The sequence below is a fragment of the Kitasatospora cineracea genome, assembly GCF_003751605.1.
Lineage (GTDB): Bacteria > Actinomycetota > Actinomycetes > Streptomycetales > Streptomycetaceae > Kitasatospora > Kitasatospora cineracea.
In genome coordinates, this window is the sequence record NZ_RJVJ01000001.1 from 415864 (window position 1) to 432938 (window position 17075).

Annotated in this window: 16 protein-coding genes; 9 read left to right on the plus strand and 7 right to left on the minus strand. The window is 76.0% G+C overall.

All coding sequences use genetic code 11. From position 1 onward, the window contains the following. Positions 1-8: 8 nt before the first annotated feature. Positions 9-920 (minus strand): NAD-dependent epimerase/dehydratase family protein, encoded by a 912-nt coding sequence (locus tag EDD39_RS01785; protein ID WP_123553053.1) that lies wholly within the window; start codon positions 918-920, stop codon positions 9-11. Positions 921-1073: 153 nt separating this feature from the next. Here EDD39_RS01785 and EDD39_RS01790 point away from each other — a divergent pair, with 153 nt between their 5' ends. Continuing rightward, on the plus strand, positions 1074-1790 hold the full coding sequence (locus EDD39_RS01790) for a TetR/AcrR family transcriptional regulator (protein WP_123553054.1): 717 nt from the start codon (positions 1074-1076) through the stop codon (positions 1788-1790). 61 nt (positions 1791-1851) lie between these two features. Here EDD39_RS01790 and moeZ read toward each other — a convergent pair whose 3' ends face one another. The 5 genes from moeZ to EDD39_RS01815 form a co-directional block, all read right to left on the minus strand. Next, positions 1852-3030 carry an adenylyltransferase/sulfurtransferase MoeZ gene (gene moeZ, locus EDD39_RS01795; protein WP_030459959.1) on the minus strand — a complete coding sequence of 393 codons (1179 nt, stop codon included), beginning with the start codon at positions 3028-3030 and terminating at the stop codon, positions 1852-1854. Positions 3031-3190: 160 nt separating this feature from the next. Beyond that, positions 3191-4135 (minus strand): NAD-dependent epimerase/dehydratase family protein, encoded by a 945-nt coding sequence (locus tag EDD39_RS01800; RefSeq protein ID WP_123553055.1) that lies wholly within the window; start codon positions 4133-4135, stop codon positions 3191-3193. A 91-nt stretch (positions 4136-4226) separates the two neighbouring features. After that, positions 4227-5177 (minus strand): hypothetical protein, encoded by a 951-nt coding sequence (locus EDD39_RS01805; protein WP_123553056.1) that lies wholly within the window; start codon positions 5175-5177, stop codon positions 4227-4229. Further along, complete coding sequence (locus EDD39_RS01810; RefSeq protein ID WP_162869914.1) at positions 5174-6793, minus strand: DUF3492 domain-containing protein; 1620 nt, start codon at positions 6791-6793, stop codon at positions 5174-5176. The genes EDD39_RS01805 and EDD39_RS01810 overlap by 4 nt, the downstream gene beginning before the upstream one ends. Positions 6794-7102: 309 nt before the next feature. After that, a complete protein-coding gene (locus EDD39_RS01815) occupies positions 7103-8017 on the minus strand; it encodes an alpha/beta fold hydrolase (RefSeq protein ID WP_123553058.1) in 915 nt (304 codons plus the stop codon). A gap of 241 nt (positions 8018-8258) precedes the next feature. Here EDD39_RS01815 and EDD39_RS01820 point away from each other — a divergent pair, with 241 nt between their 5' ends. The 3 genes from EDD39_RS01820 (at position 8259) to EDD39_RS01830 (ending at position 9665) form a co-directional block, all read left to right on the plus strand. Beyond that, entirely contained in the window at positions 8259-8906 is a 648-nt protein-coding gene (locus EDD39_RS01820) for a TetR/AcrR family transcriptional regulator (RefSeq protein ID WP_035955088.1), read from the plus strand. 142 nt (positions 8907-9048) lie between these two features. After that, positions 9049-9276 carry a DUF3107 domain-containing protein gene (locus EDD39_RS01825; RefSeq protein WP_030459953.1) on the plus strand — a complete coding sequence of 76 codons (228 nt, stop codon included), beginning with the start codon at positions 9049-9051 and terminating at the stop codon, positions 9274-9276. A 119-nt stretch (positions 9277-9395) separates the two neighbouring features. Next, positions 9396-9665: a hypothetical protein gene (locus EDD39_RS01830; protein ID WP_030459952.1), complete on the plus strand. Its 270-nt coding sequence runs from the start codon at positions 9396-9398 to the stop codon at positions 9663-9665. Positions 9666-9705: 40 nt separating this feature from the next. Here the strand turns inward: EDD39_RS01830 and EDD39_RS01835 are convergent, their stop codons facing one another. Further along, positions 9706-10431 carry a ferritin-like fold-containing protein gene (locus tag EDD39_RS01835; RefSeq protein WP_244256568.1) on the minus strand — a complete coding sequence of 242 codons (726 nt, stop codon included), beginning with the start codon at positions 10429-10431 and terminating at the stop codon, positions 9706-9708. Positions 10432-11000: 569 nt separating this feature from the next. Between EDD39_RS01835 and EDD39_RS01840 the strand changes: the two genes are divergently transcribed. The 5 genes from EDD39_RS01840 (at position 11001) to EDD39_RS01855 (ending at position 17063) form a co-directional block, all read left to right on the plus strand. Then, a complete protein-coding gene (locus EDD39_RS01840; RefSeq protein ID WP_425269630.1) occupies positions 11001-13649 on the plus strand; it encodes a DEAD/DEAH box helicase in 2649 nt (882 codons plus the stop codon). 169 nt (positions 13650-13818) lie between these two features. Then, positions 13819-14661: an alpha/beta fold hydrolase gene (locus tag EDD39_RS01845; protein ID WP_123553060.1), complete on the plus strand. Its 843-nt coding sequence runs from the start codon at positions 13819-13821 to the stop codon at positions 14659-14661. 428 nt (positions 14662-15089) lie between these two features. Further along, a complete protein-coding gene (locus tag EDD39_RS39205; protein ID WP_162869915.1) occupies positions 15090-15233 on the plus strand; it encodes a hypothetical protein in 144 nt (47 codons plus the stop codon). 248 nt (positions 15234-15481) lie between these two features. Continuing rightward, entirely contained in the window at positions 15482-16120 is a 639-nt protein-coding gene (locus tag EDD39_RS01850) for a DUF6758 family protein (protein ID WP_014137947.1), read from the plus strand. 94 nt (positions 16121-16214) lie between these two features. Then, complete coding sequence (locus EDD39_RS01855; RefSeq protein WP_123553061.1) at positions 16215-17063, plus strand: PHP domain-containing protein; 849 nt, start codon at positions 16215-16217, stop codon at positions 17061-17063. Positions 17064-17075 lie beyond the last annotated feature (12 nt).

The following is a 17075-nucleotide window of genomic DNA, read 5'->3' on the forward strand; positions in this document are numbered from 1 at the left end:
CGGGGGCGCTACGGGAGCAGCCCGGCGACGATCCGCTCCCACGGCCGCGGCTCCAGCCCGAACGCCTCCCGGGTGGCGGTGTCGTCGATGACGAACGGCCGCTCGAACTGGTAGGCCGTCTCGCGGACGGCGCGGACCGTCGGGTTGACCAGCCCGAGCAGGGCCAGCACCGGGCCGGGGATCGCGGTGACCTTCGGCGCGGGGCGGCCCGCCGCCGCGCACAGGTCGGCGACGACCTGGCGCTGGCTGCGCGGCGGGTTGCTCGGCACGTGCCAGGCCCGGCCCCAGGCCCGCTCCTCGGCGGCGACGGTGACCAGCAGGCGGGCGGCGTCCGCGGGGGAGGTCCAGCTGTGCGGGGCGTCCGGGTCGCCGAGGACCTGGACGGTGCGGCCGGCCAGCGCGCGGCCGAACGCCCGGCCGTCCAGGGCGGCGGTGACGCCGGGGCCGAGGTAGTCGGAGCCGCGGACCTCGGTGGCCCGGACCCTGCCGTCCCGGTGCGCGGCGAGCGCCTCGCGCCACATCGCGGCCCGGACCCCGCCCTTGACGGAGACGGGCCGCAGCGGGCTGTCGGGGCTCATCGGGCCGTCCACCGCGCCGTAGCCGTACAGGTTGGAGACGGTGGCGAGCACCGCGCCGGTCCGTTCGGCGGCGGTCAGCAGGGACGCGGCGAGCGGCGGCCAGACCTCGGCCCAGCGGTGGTAGGGCGGGTTGGCGCAGTTGTAGAGCGCGGCGGCGCCCTCGGCGGCGGCGGTGAGCGCCGCGGTGTCGGCGGCGTCCAGGTGCAGGCGGCGGACGCCGTCGAGCGGGCCGGCGGCGGCCCCGGTGCGGGTGACGACCACGACCTCCTCGCCGCGGTCGGCGAGCAGGCGGGCGGCGGCCGAGCCGACCGGGCCGGCGCCGACGATCAGGTGCTTGCTCATGGGAACGCTCCGCTCGGAGTCGGGGAGAACCGTGTTCTCGCTCGCTCCACAGCCTGGCGCCCCGCCGCGCCCGCTGTCAAGAACACCGTTCTCGGAAGAGAACGACGTACTCGAATGTTGCGCCCGTTCTCGCCCGCTGCGAGGATGGCCGGCATGCCGAAGGCCCCCACCCCCCGCGAGCGGGTCCGCGCCGAGTTCACCCGCGAGATCAAGGACGCCGCCCGCCGCCACCTGGCCGAGCACGGGCCCGCCGGCCTCTCCATGCGGACGCTCGCCAAGGACGTGGGCCTGGTCTCCGCCTCCGCGCTCTACCGCTACTACCCGGGCCGCGACGCCCTGCTGACCGCGCTGATCGCGGACGCCTACGACGCGCTGGGCGAGGCCGCGGACGCCGCCGCCGACCCGTTCGACGGCACCGACCACGCGGACCGCTGGCTGGCCGTCTGCCGGGCCGTCCGCGACTGGGCCCTGGCCCACCCGCACGAGTTCGCGCTGGTCCACGGCTCCCCCGTGCCCGGCTACACCGCACCCGAGGACACCACCGGGCCCGGCACCCGGCTGCCGCTGCTGATCGGCCGGCTCTTCCAGGAGGCCGCCGCCGCGGGCGCCTACCGCCCGCTCGGCGACCCGGCCGTCCCCGCCCCGGCCCGGGCCGCGCTCGCCCCGCTGCTGGACCGGCTGCCCCCCGGCACCCCCGCGCACCTGGTGGTCTCCGCCCTGGCCGCCTGGAGCGACCTGCTGGGCGCGCTCGCCCTGGAGCTGTTCGGCCACCTCGCCCGGATCACCACCGACCCCGGGGCGTACTTCGACCACCTGATGCACCGCACCGGCGCCCTGCTCGGCCTCGCCTCCCCCGCCGCCTCCTGCTGAACGCACGAGACCGCCCGGCCGGGGAACTCCCCGACCGGGCGGTCTCGACAGCGGGCGTCCGTCAGTAGACGGGCTTCTCCGGCTCGATCTGGTTGACCCAGCCGATCACGCCGCCGCCCAGGTGCACGGCGTCCGCGAAGCCCGCGGACTTGAGCACCGCGAGGACCTCGGCGGAGCGCACGCCGGTCTTGCAGTGCAGCACGATGCGCTTGTCCTGCGGCAGGTCCTGCAGGGCGTTGCCCATCAGGAACTCGTTCTTCGGGATCAGTCGGGCGCCCGGGATCGAGACGATCTCGTACTCGTTGACCTCGCGGACGTCGATGATGTCGATCGCCTCGCCGTTGTCGATCCACTCCTTGAGCTGCTTGGAGGTGATCGTGGAGCCGACGGCGGCCGCGCTGGCCTCCTCCGAGACGACGCCGCAGAACGACTCGTAGTCGATCAGGCCGGTGACGGTCGGGTTCTCGCCGCAGAGGGCGCAGTTCGGGTCCTTGCGGACCTTCACCGAGCGGTACTGCATCTCCAGGGCGTCGTAGATCATCAGCCGGCCGACCAGCGGCTCGCCGATGCCGGCCAGCAGCTTGATCGCCTCGTTGACCTGGATCGAGCCGATCGAGGCGCACAGCACGCCGAGCACGCCGCCCTCGGCGCAGGACGGGACCATGCCCGGCGGCGGGGCCTCCGGGTAGAGGCAGCGGTAGCAGGGGCCGTGCTCGGCCCAGAACACGCTGGCCTGGCCGTCGAAGCGGTAGATCGAACCCCACACGTACGGCTTGCCGAGCAGCACCGCGGCGTCGTTGACCAGGTACCGGGTGGCGAAGTTGTCGGTGCCGTCGACGATCAGGTCGTAGCCGGAGAAGATCTCCATCACGTTGTCGTTGTCCAGGCGCTCCTCGTGCAGGATCACCTCGACCAGCGGGTTGATCTCCTTGACCGAGTCCCGCGCGGACTGGGCCTTGGAGCGGCCGATGTCGGACTGGCCGTGGATGATCTGGCGCTGCAGGTTCGACTCGTCGACCGTGTCGAACTCGATGATGCCGAGCGTGCCGACACCGGCGGCGGCCATGTACATCAGGGCCGGGGACCCGAGGCCGCCGGCGCCGACGCACAGCACCTTGGCGTTCTTCAGCCGCTTCTGCCCGTCCATGCCCACGTCGGGGATGATCAGGTGGCGGGAGTACCGGCGGACCTCTTCGACGGTGAGCTCGGCGGCGGGCTCGACCAGGGGTGGCAGCGACACGGGGACTCCGATGGTCGTCAGGTTCTGTTCGACTACGCCAACAGTGTCACGCGCCCGGGGTATTCCAAGACAGTGGGTCCAGTGGGTGAGATGCGCGACACCGGATGCCGAGACCCCCGCCGTCCGGGCCAACCCCCTGGTCAGGCCCGGCCGTTCCGGATCACACCCGGCAGGCGGTCTCCAGCCAGACGTCCCCCAGCGACTCCTCCAACGGCACCTGCGTCCGCCATCCGAGACGGTCCCGGGCGGTCCGGACGTCGGCCTGCCGCCACTGCACCGGCTCCACCACCGTCCGGGCCTCCGCCGCCCGCAGCCCCTCCGCGCCCGCCTGCTGCGCGGGCAGCACCACCTGCCGGGCGTCCTCGGTGACGGTGCCCTCGAAGCCGGACGCCCGCACCAGCAGGTGCGCCGCGTCCCGGGCCCGGACGGCGTGGCCGGAGCCGATGTTGATCACCCCGGTGGCGGCCGAGACCGCCGCCGCCTGGATCGCCCGCGCCACGTCCCGGACGTCCACGAAGTCCCGGTAGCCGGACAGGTCGGGCATCCGCACCTGGCTCTCGTCCTGCTCCAGCGCCCGCCGCAGGCCCTCCGCCAGCCGCCCGAACAGCGAGGCCGTCGGCGCGCCCGGCCCCACCACGTCGAACACCCGCAGCACCAGCGCGTCCAGCCCGGAGTTCAGCACCAGCTCGGTGCCCGCCAGCTTCGACACCCCGTACGGACCCACCGGCCGCGGCTCCGCGCTCTCCGGGATCGGCCCGCCGGGCTGCGCCGGCCCGTACTCGGCCGCCGAGCCCACGTGCACCAGCCGCGCGGGCTCCCGGCTGCGCCGGATCGCCTCGCAGACCGTGGCCACCGCGAGCGTGTTGGACCGGATCAGGGTCCGTGACGTCCCGTACGTGGCGCCCGCGCAGTTGATCACCACCTGGGCGGCGACCGCGTCCAGGAACCGGGCCAGCGCGCCCGGGCTCCCCGCGGCCAGGTCGAACCGGATGTCGGCGGAATCGCCCCGGCCCAGCACGGTCACCTGGAGCCCCTCCTCCGCCAGCAGCCGGTCGGCCACCCGCCGGCCGATGAACCCGTCGGCCCCCAGCAGCAGCACCCTCATCGGGTCCAAGTCCTTCCCTCAGGCCCGGCACCCGCCGGGCGGAACGAGATCTGATCGGCGCGCCGGACCACCCGGCCCGCCGCGGCGGCCCTCACCGGTACGCCCCCGGCCGGGTGGACGGCGGCCAGCCGCAGCCCGCCAGCAGCAGGGCGGGCCCGAGGGCCGCCGCCGCCAGCCCGCCGGACGGCGAGGCGTCCAGCCAGCGCGCCGGGCCGGGCAGGGCCAGCAGCGCGGCGCCCGCGGCCGCGGTGAGGACCGCGCCCGCGGCGGCGCCCGGGCGGCCCGCGTCGCGGACCACCCCGGCCAGCAGCGGCAGGGTGCCGAGCACCAGCAGCGCGGCCCACCCGGTGGCGGACGTGCCGCCGGCCGCGGCCCGGCCGAGTCCGGCGAGGACGGCCAGCTGCGCCAGCACGGCCAGCGGCAGCGCGAACCGCAGCCGGGAGCGGAACTCCCCCAGCGTGGCGGCCCCGCCCTGTCGCCGACCGAACCGGCGCAGCCAGGCCGCCGCCCAGCCCGCGGCGGCCCCGCCGAGCCCGGCGGCCGGTGCGGCCCCGGGCGCGGCGGCGGCGAGCAGCGCCAGCAGCAGTCCGGTGCCGGCGCCCTGTCCGAGCGCGGCCCACGGCACGGCGGCCCGGCCGACGGCACCGTCCGGTCCCGCTCCCCCGCCCCGCCGGGCGGTGAGCGCGCCCGCGCCCGCGCCGGCCAGCACCGCGAGCGCCCCGCCGGCCAGCCCGCCGGGGACGGTCGCGGGCAGCAGCGGCAGCAGGTGGGCGCCGGCGCCGCGCAGGGCGGCGAGCGGCAGGGCGCGCAGCGGTTCGGCGGGCGGCAGCGGTTCGCGGACCGGCGGGCGGCGCGGGACCCGGGCGTACAGCTCCTCGGCGAGGCCGAAGACGTCGGCGTGCCGGTAGCGGGCGGCGCCGTCGGTGGCCAGGCCGGAGTCCTCCAGGGCGGCGGCGATCTCCAGCGGGTCGACCGCCTGCTCGCACAAGTCCCGGTTGGCGTCCAGGAGTTCGCGGACGGGGTCGGCGGGCGTGCCGGTCACAGCGCCTCCGCGAGGGCCGGCCCGGCGGCGGTCCGCACGGTCCGTTCGGGCCGCCCGGTCCGCTCGGCCGGGGTCTCGGCGGCCGGCACCGGGGTCTCCCCGCCGGCCGCGCCGACCGTCCCGGCCACCCAGTACTCGGCGGGGCGGGCGAACGGCCGGACCGGCGCGCCGGGGCGGGCCGGGAAGGCGGGGTAGCGGGAGACCAGGTCGAGGTAGATCTCGCGGAAGGCGCCGACCACGGGTTCCACGGCGAAGCGTTCCTGCGCCCGCAGCCGGCCGGCCAGGCCGAGCCGGGAGCGCCGCTCGTGGTCGGTGAGCAGGGCCAGGCAGGCCGCGGCCAGGGCGCGCGGGCTGCGCGGCGGCACCAGCAGCCCGGTGGGGCCGAGCACCTCGCGGGCGACGCCGACCTCGGTGGCGACCACCGCCCGGCCGCTGAGCATCGCGTCGGCGAGCGGCCGGGGGCTGCGCTGGGCGAGGGCGCTGAACACCACGGCGCTGCCGGCCGCCCAGGCCTCGGCGGTGGAGGCGGGCCGCCCGGCGAACTCGACGGCCTCCGCGACGCCGAGCCGTTCGGCGATCGCGGTGCAGTGCGCGAGGTAGCCGGGCGCGCCCTCCTCGCCGTACATCCGCAGCCGGGCGGCGGGCAGTTCGGCCCGGACCCGGGCGAAGGCGTGCAGCATCAGCTCGGGGTCGCGGCCGGGCTCCAGCGCGCCGGCCCAGACCAGGGTGGGCGCGGCGGGCTCCGGTCCGGCGGCGGGCCGTCCGGTGGCGGTGGTGCCCTCGTGGACGATCCGGGTGCGGGCCGGGTCGCCGCCGCAGCGCTGCTGCCACTGCCGGTCGTAGTCGCTGCCGGGGGTGAGCACCGCGGCCCGCCGGTAGGTCTCCTCGGTGAGCTGCCGGAAGAAGGACAGCAGCAGCGCGCGCACCGGCCAGCGGTAGGGGGCGCTGCGGTAGCCGCGGTACTGCTCGCGCAGGTGCAGGCCGTGCTCGGTGACCACGAACGGCACGCCGTGCAGTTCGCGGGCGACCAGCGCGGGCAGCGCGGCCGGGCCGCCGCCGACCACGTGGCACAGGTCGGCGCCGCCGAGCCCGGCCGGGCCGGTGCCGTACCAGGGCGCGGACAGCGGCCGCAGGCACTGCTCCAGCAGGTCGGCGGCGACCAGCACGTCGCAGACCAGCGGCTGGCCGCCCGCGGTGTCGGCGCCGGGCATCCGCCAGATCCGCTCCAGCGCGCGGTGCGCGTGGCCGGAGGCGAGGAACGCGGGCAGCGCCTCGTCCTCCCGCCCGAGCGCGGCCAGCCGGTACAGCGCGGGCCCGAACCCGGCCCGCTCGCCGGGCGTCACCAGGGCGCGGACCAGTTCCTCGTACGCCTTGAGGTAGGCCCGGCGGCGCAGCGCGGTCGGCCCGCGCCCGCCGGGGCGGCGGCCCCACATGGGCAGTTCGTGGACGCCGTGCAGGCCGCGGACGCCGCTGGGCGGGGCCGGGCGGTCGGCGGGCAGCAGCCGGTAGAGCCGGAACTCGTGCTCGGGCAGGCCGTCGACCAGGCGGCCGCACCAGCCCCCTTCGCCACGCTGCGCGGTGGTGAGGGTGCCCTCGGTGAGCAGAGCGATGCGCACGACGCCTCCAGGACAGAGCGTTTCGACTGGGTTCACGGCCCTACGACACAGGGGAGTGCGTCCGTGCTCGACGGCCGTCCGGCCGGTGCCCGCTCCCCGCGGCCACCGCCCTCGCCGTCTCGCCCCCCACACCTGTTCGGTCCGACAACACGAAGGTAGAGCGCCGGGCCGAGCCCCCTAGGGGCCCGGCCCGGCTTGCCACACCATCGAGTGAACGCCCGTGACCTCGCGCGTCCCCGTTCCGTTTTCCGCCTTCGCGCCCCGTGCGCCCCGCGTGCGCCCGGCCGGGCCCGTTCCCGGGCCCGCCGCTCAGCCCCGCCCGTCGACCTCCGCGAGCAGCTCCCGCACCGCGCGGGCCACCGGCTCGGGGTGCTCCAGCATCGCCACGTGCCCGGAGTCGGGCAGCACCAGCAGCCGGGCGTCCCGGAACGCGGCGCAGGCCCGCCGGGCGGAGCGGTAGGAGACCAGCTTGTCCTTGAGCCCGTAGACCAGCAGCACCGGCACCGGCACCTGCTCGGCCTGCCGCCACAGCGACTGCTCGCCGCGCTCGGTGTACGCGCCGACGATCCCGCGCGCGGAGGCGGCCAGCACGCCCAGCGCGTACGGGAGCGCGGTGCGGCGGCGGTACTCGGCGACCGCGCGGGCCCGGCGGTCGGCCGGGATGCCGGTCGGGTCGGCGTAGACCAGCCTCAGCAGGTCCGCGGTGGCGGTCTCCGGGTCGGCGGCCGGGCCGCGGCGGCGGACCAGCTCGGCCACCCCGGGCACCGCCAGCAGCCCGGTGGACCAGGCGGTGCGCTGCGGGGGCAGTTCGGGCAGGGCCGGGGAGATCAGGGTGAGGCTGCGCACCAGGTCGGGCCGGAGCGCCGCGAGCCGGACGGCGACGGCGCCGCCGAGCGAGTTGCCGAACAGGTGCACCGGCCCCCGGTCGGTCTCCTCCAGGTACCCGATGACGGCCCTCACGTGCCCGGAGAGCGACAGGTTGCCGTCCAGCGGCGGGGCGGAGTGGCCGAAGCCGGGCAGGTCCACGGCCTCGCCGTCGACGTCGTCCGCGAGCCGGTCGAGGAGTTCCAGCCAGTTGTCGGCGGAGCCGCCGAGCCCGTGCACGAACAGCGCGGGCGGCAGGTCGGCCCGGGGTTCGCGGTGGCGGCTGACGGCCAGCGCCGCTCCGGGCACCTCGACGGTGCGGTGCGGCTCCAGGGCGGCGAGGGGGTACTGGGCGCTCATGGAGCACGATGGTAGTGAGGGATGCCGGGCCGCCGGGCCTGGTCACGGGGCCGTGGTGGTGCTGTCACGGGCCCGTCTCGACCCGTGGACAGGGGAGGCCCGGGTCGTATTGTGGGGTCCCGACAAGGGCGGTTGTGCGCTTTACTCGGCTTCACCCGCGCACGCACGGGTTACCGAAAAGTAGAATCAATCACCGTGCCAGTCCACCGCAGATCGTGAAGTGAGGAGCGCCGTGACGGCCATGCAAGAGGCGCAGGAGCGTCCGCGCGGCGCCCGCCTGCCGCGAAGCGCCCGCCGTGAGCAACTGCTCGGAGCCGCCCAGGAGGTGTTCGTCGCCCAGGGCTACCACGCCGCTGCGATGGACGACATCGCCGAGCGGGCCGGGGTCAGCAAGCCGGTGCTGTACCAGCACTTCCCGGGCAAGCTCGAGCTCTACCTCGCGCTGCTCGACAAGCACTGCGACGCCCTGGTCGACGGCACCCGGGCCGCGCTGGAGGCGACCAACGACAACAAGCAGCGGGTCGCCGCCACCATGGAGGCGTACTTCCACTACGTCTCCAGCGAGTCCGGCGCGTTCCGGCTGGTCTTCGAATCGGACCTGACCAACGACCCGGCGGTGCGCGAGCGGGTCGACCGGGCCACCGACCTGAGCGCCACCCTGGTCTCCAAGGTGATCGCCGAGGACACCGACCTGCCCGAGGCCGAGGCCAAGCTGCTCGCGGTCGGCGTCTGCGGCCTGGCCCAGATCACCGCCCGGTACTGGCTCACCCAGGACGGCGAGATCCCCCGCGACGAGGCCGTCCGGCTGGTCGCCAGCCTGGCCTGGCGCGGCCTGAAGGGCTTCCCGATGCACCCGGCCCAGGAGGGCTCGGCCGAGCAGGCCGACTGACCGGCGGATTCGGCCCTGAGCGGACCGGACCCCGACCTTCGCCTCCCGGCCCGGTCACTGCCTTAAGGTGATGCCCGTACGGCGCGCCCACCGCGAACCGCGGTCGGGGCGCGCGCGGCCAGCTACCGGAGGGACGGAAGCCGTGGAGGTCAAGATCGGCGTGCAGAACGCGAACCGGGAGATCGTCCTGGAGAGCGCGCAATCTGCCGAAGAGGTCGCGGACGCGGTCGCCAAGGCCCTGGACGGCACCTCGAAGCTGTTCACCCTGGTCGACGAGCACGGCCGCCGGGTGCTGGTGCCGGCCGAGCGGCTGGCGTACGTCGAGATCGGCGAGCCGTCCGTCCGCAAGGTCGGTTTCGGCACGCTCTGAGCCCGTGCTGCGGCGCCCCGTCCCCCGCCCGGGGGGCGGGGCGCCGTGCTGTGCGTACCGGCGGGCCCGGGCGGGTAGGCGGAGTGCTGTCGCAGCAGCGCACGCCCCGGGAGGCAGCCGTGTGGGAGACGACCGCGTTCGTGCTGATCGGGCTGGCCGTCGGGTTCGGCGCCCTGCTGGCCCGGCCTGAGCTGTTCCCCGGCCCGCGGTCGCTGCCGGTGGGCACCGCCCTGGTGGCGGCGGTGCTGGCGGGCCGGATCAGCCGCTACGTGCTGGACGGGCAGCTGCCGCCGGTGCAGCTGGCGGTCTCCGTGGTGGCGGCGGTCCTGCTGGTGACGGTGCCGGCCCGGCCCGACCTGCTGCCGCGCGGGCGGCACCGGCACGGCTGAGCGGCCGGGCCCGCGCGGCCCGGCCGGGGCGCCGGCGGCCTCAGGAGGCCAGGCCCAGCGCCGCCATCCGCTTGGTGTGGGTCTCGGTGATCCGGTTGAACATCTTGCCGACCTCGACCAGGTCGAAGCCCTGCACCTCGGCCCCGCCGACCAGCAGGTTGGACAGCGCGTCGCGCTCGGCGACCACCCGCTGCGCCTGGCTGAGCGCCTCGCCCATCAGCCGCCGCCCCCACAGCGCCAGCCGCCCGCCGACCCGCCGGTCCTCGGCGATCGCCTGCCGCACCCGCTCGACCGCGAACCCGGCGTGCCCGGTGTCGGACATCACCCGCAGCACCAGGTCCCGGGTGTCGTCGTCGAGCCGGACGGCCACCTCGCGGTAGAAGTCGGTGGCGATCGCGTCGCCGACGTACGCCTTGACCAGGCCCTCCAGCCAGTCGGCCGGGGCGGTCATCCGGTGGAAGTTCTCCAGCGGCTCGACGAACGGCTCCATCACCGCGACCGGGTCGGCGCCGACCTCGACCAGTCGGTCGTGCAGCAGCTGGAAGTGCTGGTACTCGGCGGAGGCCATCCGGGCCAGCTCGGCCTTCTCCGTGAGGCCGGGCGCGAACTTGGCGTCCTCGGCCAGCCGCTCGAAGGCGCTCAGTTCGCCGTACGCGAGGGCGCCGAGCAGGTCCAGCACGGCCGCCCGGTACTGCGGGTCGGCGGCCCGGGCCGTCCAGGGCCCGATCGAGTCGGTGCGGCCGTCGGCGGGTTCCTGAGTCTCCATGCCCACGACCTTAGACCGACCGCACCGCCGGATCCGCCCTCCGGGCGCCCCGCCACCCGGGCGCGGCCGGTCGGAGTAGCCGCCGTCACGTGTTCGAGTCGTCGCTTGACTGTATGGTAGGTAGTGAGGCCAGGTGTAGACCCGCGCGGCCGGTCCGTCCAACGGCAGGCCGCGCAGTCGTGCCCGGCGGCGTTCGGCCGCCCGGTGCAGCACCCGGCGCTCACGTACGCGGATGCCCGGTCGGAGACCCGATCGGCTCCGACCTGGCCCGAGCCTCGGGCCCAGGCACCGCATCAGGCCGAGCGAGGGCCGCCGCGGACCGCGCCGACAGCGCGCCGCACGACCCGTCAACGGGACGCCCTCCCCCGCGCCGCCCGCCCGACGCGCCCCCACGGGGCTGCCCGGGCACGGCAGGACGCGTTCACTCGGCCCCTCCACACGGAAGAGGCAGCACCCTGTCCACCACCGCCGAACCCATCAAGACGACCTTCCGCGAACTCGGGATCCTCGCGGAGACCGCCGAGGCCCTGGAGGCCGTCGGCATCGTCCACCCGTTCCCGATCCAGGAGATGACCCTGCCGGTCGCGCTGACCGGTCACGACGTCATCGGCCAGGCCAAGACCGGCACCGGCAAGACCCTCGGCTTCGGCCTCCCGCTGATCGAGCGGGTCGTGGTCCAGGCCGACGTCGCCGCCGGCCGGGCCACCGCCGAGCAGCTCTCCGAGAGCCCGCAGGCCCTGATCGTCGTCCCCACCCGCGAGCTGTGCACCCAGGTCACCAACGACCTGCAGACCGCCGGCAAGGTCCGCAACGTGCGCGTGCTGGCCGTCTACGGCGGCCGCGCGTACGAGCCGCAGGTCGAGGCCCTGAAGAAGGGCGTCGACATCGTGGTCGGCACCCCCGGCCGCCTGCTCGACCTGGCCGGGCAGCGCAAGCTCGACCTGTCCAAGGTCCGCTCGCTGGTGCTGGACGAGGCCGACGAGATGCTCGACCTGGGCTTCCTGCCGGACGTCGAGAAGATCATCACCATGCTGCCCGCCAAGCGGCAGACCCTGCTCTTCTCCGCCACCATGCCCGGCCAGGTCATCTCGCTGGCCCGCCGGTACATGAGCCAGCCCACCCACATCCGCGCCGCCGCCCCGGACGACACCGGCACCACCGTCGCCAACATCGAGCAGCACATCTTCCGTGCGCACTCGCTCGACAAGGTCGAGATGGTCTCCCGGATCCTGCAGGCCGACGGCCGCGGCCTGGCGATGATCTTCTGCCGCACCAAGCGCACCACCGCCGACGTCGCCGAGCAGCTCACCAAGCGCGGCTTCGCGGCCGGCGCGGTGCACGGCGACCTCGGCCAGGGCGCCCGCGAGCAGGCGCTGCGCGCCTTCCGCAACGGCAAGGTCGACGTCCTGGTCTGCACCGACGTCGCCGCCCGCGGCATCGACGTCGAGGGCGTCACGCACGTCATCAACTACCAGTGCACCGACGACGAGAAGACCTACCTGCACCGGATCGGCCGCACCGGCCGGGCCGGCGCCTCGGGCACCGCCGTCACCCTGGTCGACTGGGACGACATCCCGCGCTGGCAGCTCATCAACAAGGCGCTGGACCTGCCGTTCAACGACCCGGAGGAGACCTACTCCAGCTCGCCGCACCTCTACGAGCTGCTGCGGATCGCCCCCGGCACCAAGGGCGTCCTGCCCCGCTCCGAGCGCACCCGGGCCGGCCTGGCCGCCGAAGAGGTCGAGGACCTCGGCGAGACCGGCGGCCGCGGCCAGCGCGGGCGCAGCGGCCGGGACAGCCGGGACGGTCGGGACAGCCGGGACAGCCGCGGTGGACGGGGCGCCGCCCCCGAGACCCCGGCTCCCGCCGAGCGTCCGTCCCGCCGCTCCCGCGAGCGCCGCCGCACCCGTGGCGGCAGCAGCGCGGTCGGCACGGCGGGCACCGTCGCTCCCGAGACCCAGACCCCGGCCGTCGAGCAGCAGCCCGCCGCCACCGGTACCGGCCCCGCGGCCGCCCCGGTGGAGGGCCGCAGCTCGCGCCGCCGCAGCCGCAACCGCCGGGGCGGCGGCGCCGCCGCGGTGGAGGCCGTGGAGACGGTCGAGGCCGCCGCGGCCGTGGTGGAGGCCCCGGTCACCGAGGCTCCGGCCGCCGAGGCCCCCGCCCGCACCCCGCGCAAGCGCGCCCGCAAGGCGGCCGCCCCGGCCGTGGAGACGGTCGCCGAGCCGGTGACCGAGCCGGTGACCGAGGCTGTTGCCCCCGTGGCGGCCGTCGCGGAGCCGGTGGTGGACGCCGCCGAGCCGGTGATCCGCTCCCGGACGCCGCAGCGGCGGGCCGTCCGCAAGCCGGTCATGTCCCTGGTGACCCCGGTCGAGGAGGCGCCGGCCGCGCCGGCGCCGCGCAAGCGGACCACCAAGAAGGCTGCCACCGTCGCCGTCGAGGCCCCGGCCGTCGTCGAGGCTCCGGTCGTTGCCAAGGCTCCGGTCGTCGTCGAGGAGGCCGCTGTCGCCCCGGCGCCGCGTCGGCGGGTCGTCAGGAAGGCCGCCACCACCGTCGAGACCCCGGTCGCCGTCGAGGCTCCGGTCGTCGCCGAGGAGGCCGCTGCCGCCCCGGCGCCGCGTCGGCGGGTCGTCAGGAAGGCCGCCGCCACCATCGAGACCCCGGCCGCCGTCGAGGCTCCGGTCGTCGTCGAGGCTCCGGTCGTCGTCGAGGCTCCGGCCGTCGTCGAGGCTCCGGCCGCCGTCGAGGAGGCCGCTGCCGCCCCGGCGCCGCGCAAGCGGGCCACCAAGAAGGCTGTCGCCGCCGAGGCTCCGGCCGCCGAGGAGGTCCCGGCCCCTCGTAAGCGCGCCACCAAGAAGGCCGTCGCCACCGAGGCCCCGGCCGCCGTCGAGGAGGCCGCTGCCGCCCCCGCGCCGCGCAAGCGGGCCACCAAGAAGGCCGTCGCCGCCGAGGCTCCGGCCGCCGAGGAGGCCCCGGCTCCGCGCAAGCGCGCCACCAAGAAGGCCGTCGCCACCGAGGCCCCGGCCGCCGTCGAGGAGGCCGCTGCCGCCCCCGCGCCGCGCAAGCGGGCCGTCAAGAAGGCCGTCGCCGCCGAGGCGCCCGCCACCGAGGAGGCCGCTGCCGCCCCGGCGCCGCGCAAGCGGGCCGTCAAGAAGGCCACGGCCGCCACGGCCGAGGAGATCCCGGCCCCGCGCCGGACCCGCAAGGCCGTCGAGAAGTAACCCGCACCACCCCGCAGGGGAGGGACGACCGTACGCGTCGTCCCTCCCCTGCGGCGTTCGGGCGGCTCTCCGGGCGGCCCGCTTCGCGCGTCGGCGCCGGTGACCGTTGCGCGGCCGTAGGCTGAGCGCCGGTGTCGGGTCGACCTGGAGAGACGAGGGGCCGCAGCGGATGAGTACGCCGCCGTTCTTGAAGTTGCCGTCGTGCGTGCGGACGGTCCGGGTGGCGGGGCTGGCCGCGCTGTGCGGGGAGCCCGCGGGGGCGGTGCGGGGGACGGCGGTGCTGGTGCCGGGGTTCACCGGCAGCAAGGAGGACTTCATCGCGCTGCTGGAGCCGCTCGCGGAGGCCGGTTTCCGGACCGTCGCGGTGGACCAGCGCGGCCAGTACGAGTCCGACGGCCCGGACGACCCGGCCGCGTACGCGGTGGCGGCGCTGGGGGCGGACGTGCGGGCGGTGACGGCCGGGCTGGGGGCGGCCGGGCCGGTGCACCTGCTGGGGCACTCGTTCGGGGGGCAGGTGGCGCGCGAGGCGGTCCTCGCGGACCCGGACGACCTGCCGTGGGAGTCGTTGACGCTGATGTCGACCGGCCCGGGGGCGATCGACCCGGTGGAGGCGGCCCGGACGGCGCTGCTGCTGGAGGCGCTGGACTCGATGGACCTGGAGTCGATCTGGCAGGTGATGCGGCAGATGGAGGGCGAGCGGGTGCCGCCGCTGGACCCGGAGGTCGCGGACTTCCTGCACCGCCGCTGGCTGGCGAACCACCCGCTGGCGCTGAAGGCGATGGCCGCGCACCTGGTGTCGGCGCCGGACCGGGTGGACGAGCTGGCGGCGGTCGGCCTGCCGAAGCTGGTGCTGTCCGGCGAGCGGGACTACGCCTGGCCGGTCCCGGAGCAGTCGCTGATGGCGGAGCGGCTGGGCGCGGTGCGGCGGACGGTGGCCGGTGCGGGCCACTCCCCGAACGCGGAGCGGCCGGCCGAGACGGCGGCGGCGCTGGCCGCGTTCTGGTCCGCCTGAGCGGCCCGGCCGGGGCCGGCGGGAGTTTCCGGCCGGATCCTGGCCACGGGCGGGTCTCCTGACGTCCGTTCAGAAGTCGGCCCCGGTTTTCACGCGACAAGAATCGTTAGCTCGGGTAATATTTGATTTCGTCCGGGATCAACACCCTCCGGCGGCCGCACCCTCCTCCGGCTGCCGAAACCACGGATTTACCCGCGGGCAACCGCCGGGTAGCAGCGTCGCGGCACGGTGGGTCAACGGGGCACTACAGCCCCCCTCCAGTGCCGCTAGGGAAAGTGCCGCTGAACTAGTCCTGCTTGAGAGTGGGGGAACGACGGGTGACTGCACCTGCCGGACGTCCGACCCAGTCAACGCCGACGAGCCACCTGCCGGTGGCCGACCGTCGGCCGAGTCCGCCTCGGAGCCCGAGGACGGGAAGGGAGAGGCCCATGCGTTTCGAGATCCTCCGCCTGGATCACGCGGGAACGGAGACCGACCGGCTGATCGCCGACGCGGAGACCGTCTCCGAGTACCTGAAGGCCGCCGCACAGACCGGCGAACGCCTGTACATCCGGCCGTGCAAGGCCGTGTGAGCGGACGCGGACCGACCTCCGAGTCGTCCGACGTTCCGATACCCGGCTGACGCCCCGTCACCACAGGAGACCCCTGGGACGACGGGGCGTCAGTGTGTTCGGGCACCCCGACCTGCGGGGGTTTGACGGTGCTCCGCCCGGGACATCACCTCTGCCGGACCCGGGCCGTTGCCGGGGCGACTCGTGACGCACTCCTTACGGGTGATCGTCCTTGACGCAGCAGTCCGGAGGGAGGACCGTTGTCGGTTATGAGGGGCGAGCCAAGCTGCCCGAGGTGCGCCGGTCGGGTCCGCGCCCCCGGTCTCTTCTCCGACACCTGGCAGTGCGACCTGCACGGTGCCGTGCACCCGATGCAGCCCGTGCTGCCCCCCAGCATCGAGGCGCTGAACGTCGCGGTGAACCGCTCCCAGGTGCCGGTCTGGCTGCCCTGGCCGCTGCCGGTGGGCTGGCTGTTCACCGGCATCGCGCACGCGGGGGACGACCTGTCCGGCGCCCGGGCCACCGCCGTCGCCTGCTCCGGCCCGGCCCCGCTCGGCGGGTTCGGCGAACTGGTGCTGGTGGCCGAGGAGCTGGGCATCGGCCTGGGCGCCCGCTACGCCGGGCTGGACGGGCCGGACCCGGGCGACTCGGTGGCGCTGTACAAGCCGGCCGACGCCAAGCTGATGGCGGCGGGCCGCCCCACCCCGATGTTCCACGTGCCGGGTGCGCCGGACGACCGCGCGGTGTACGTCGGCGAGGCGCGCGGTCTGTGGCTGTGGGCGATCGCCTGGCCCGAGCAGTCGGCGCTGCTGATGCACGACGAACTGGTGCTGACCGACCTGCGGGACGCCGGCGCCGAACTCGGCCTGCTGCCCTGCGGGGCGCTCACTCCCCGCCTGCTGGGCTGAACTCCCCCGGCCCGCGGTCGAGTTCGCGGGCCGCGGGCCCGCCCTGACGGGCCGTCCGGCGTCCGGGCCGCGGCGGCTCCCTATCCTTGGCGGCATGCGCATCGATCTGCACGCCCACAGCAATGCCTCGGACGGCACCGACTCCCCCGCCGAACTGGTGGCCAACGCGGTGGCCGCCGGCCTGGACGTGGTGGCGCTGACCGACCACGACACGGTGGCCGGGTACGGGGAGGCGGCGGCCGCGGTGGCCGGGACGGGGCTGGTGCTGGTGCCGGGCGCGGAGCTGTCCTGCCAGGTGGACGGCATCAGCATGCACCTGCTGGCGTACCTGTTCGACCCGGCGGAGCCGGCCTTCGCGGCCGAGCGGGAGCTGGTGCGCACCGACCGGTTCCGGCGCGGGCGGGCGATCGTGGAGCGCTGCCGGGAGCTGGGCGCGCCGATCAGCTGGGAGCAGGTGCAGCGGATCGCGGGCGACGGCTCGGTGGGCCGTCCGCACATCGCCTCGGCGCTGGTGGAGGCGGGCGTGGTGGCGGGCGTCTCGGACGCGTTCACGCCCGAGTGGCTGGCCAACGGCGGGCGGGCGGACGTCCGCAAGCACGAGACCGACCCGGTGGTGGCGGTGCGGCTGGTCCGGGCCGCGGGCGGGGTGCCGGTGTTCGCGCACCCGGCGGCGGACAAGCGCGGGCGGACGGTGCCGGACGCGGTGATCGCCGAGCTGGCGGCGGCCGGGCTGGGCGGCCTGGAGGTCGACCACGTCGACCACGACGACCGGGCGCGGGCCCGACTGCGCGGCCTGGCCGCCGAGTTGGGGCTGTTCACCACCGGCTCCAGCGACTACCACGGCAGCCGCAAGACCGTCCGGCTGGGCGAGCACACCACCGATCCGGCCGCGTACGAGGAGCTGCTGGCGCAGGCGACGGGGGCGGCGCCGATCACCGGCTGACCCCCGCCGCCC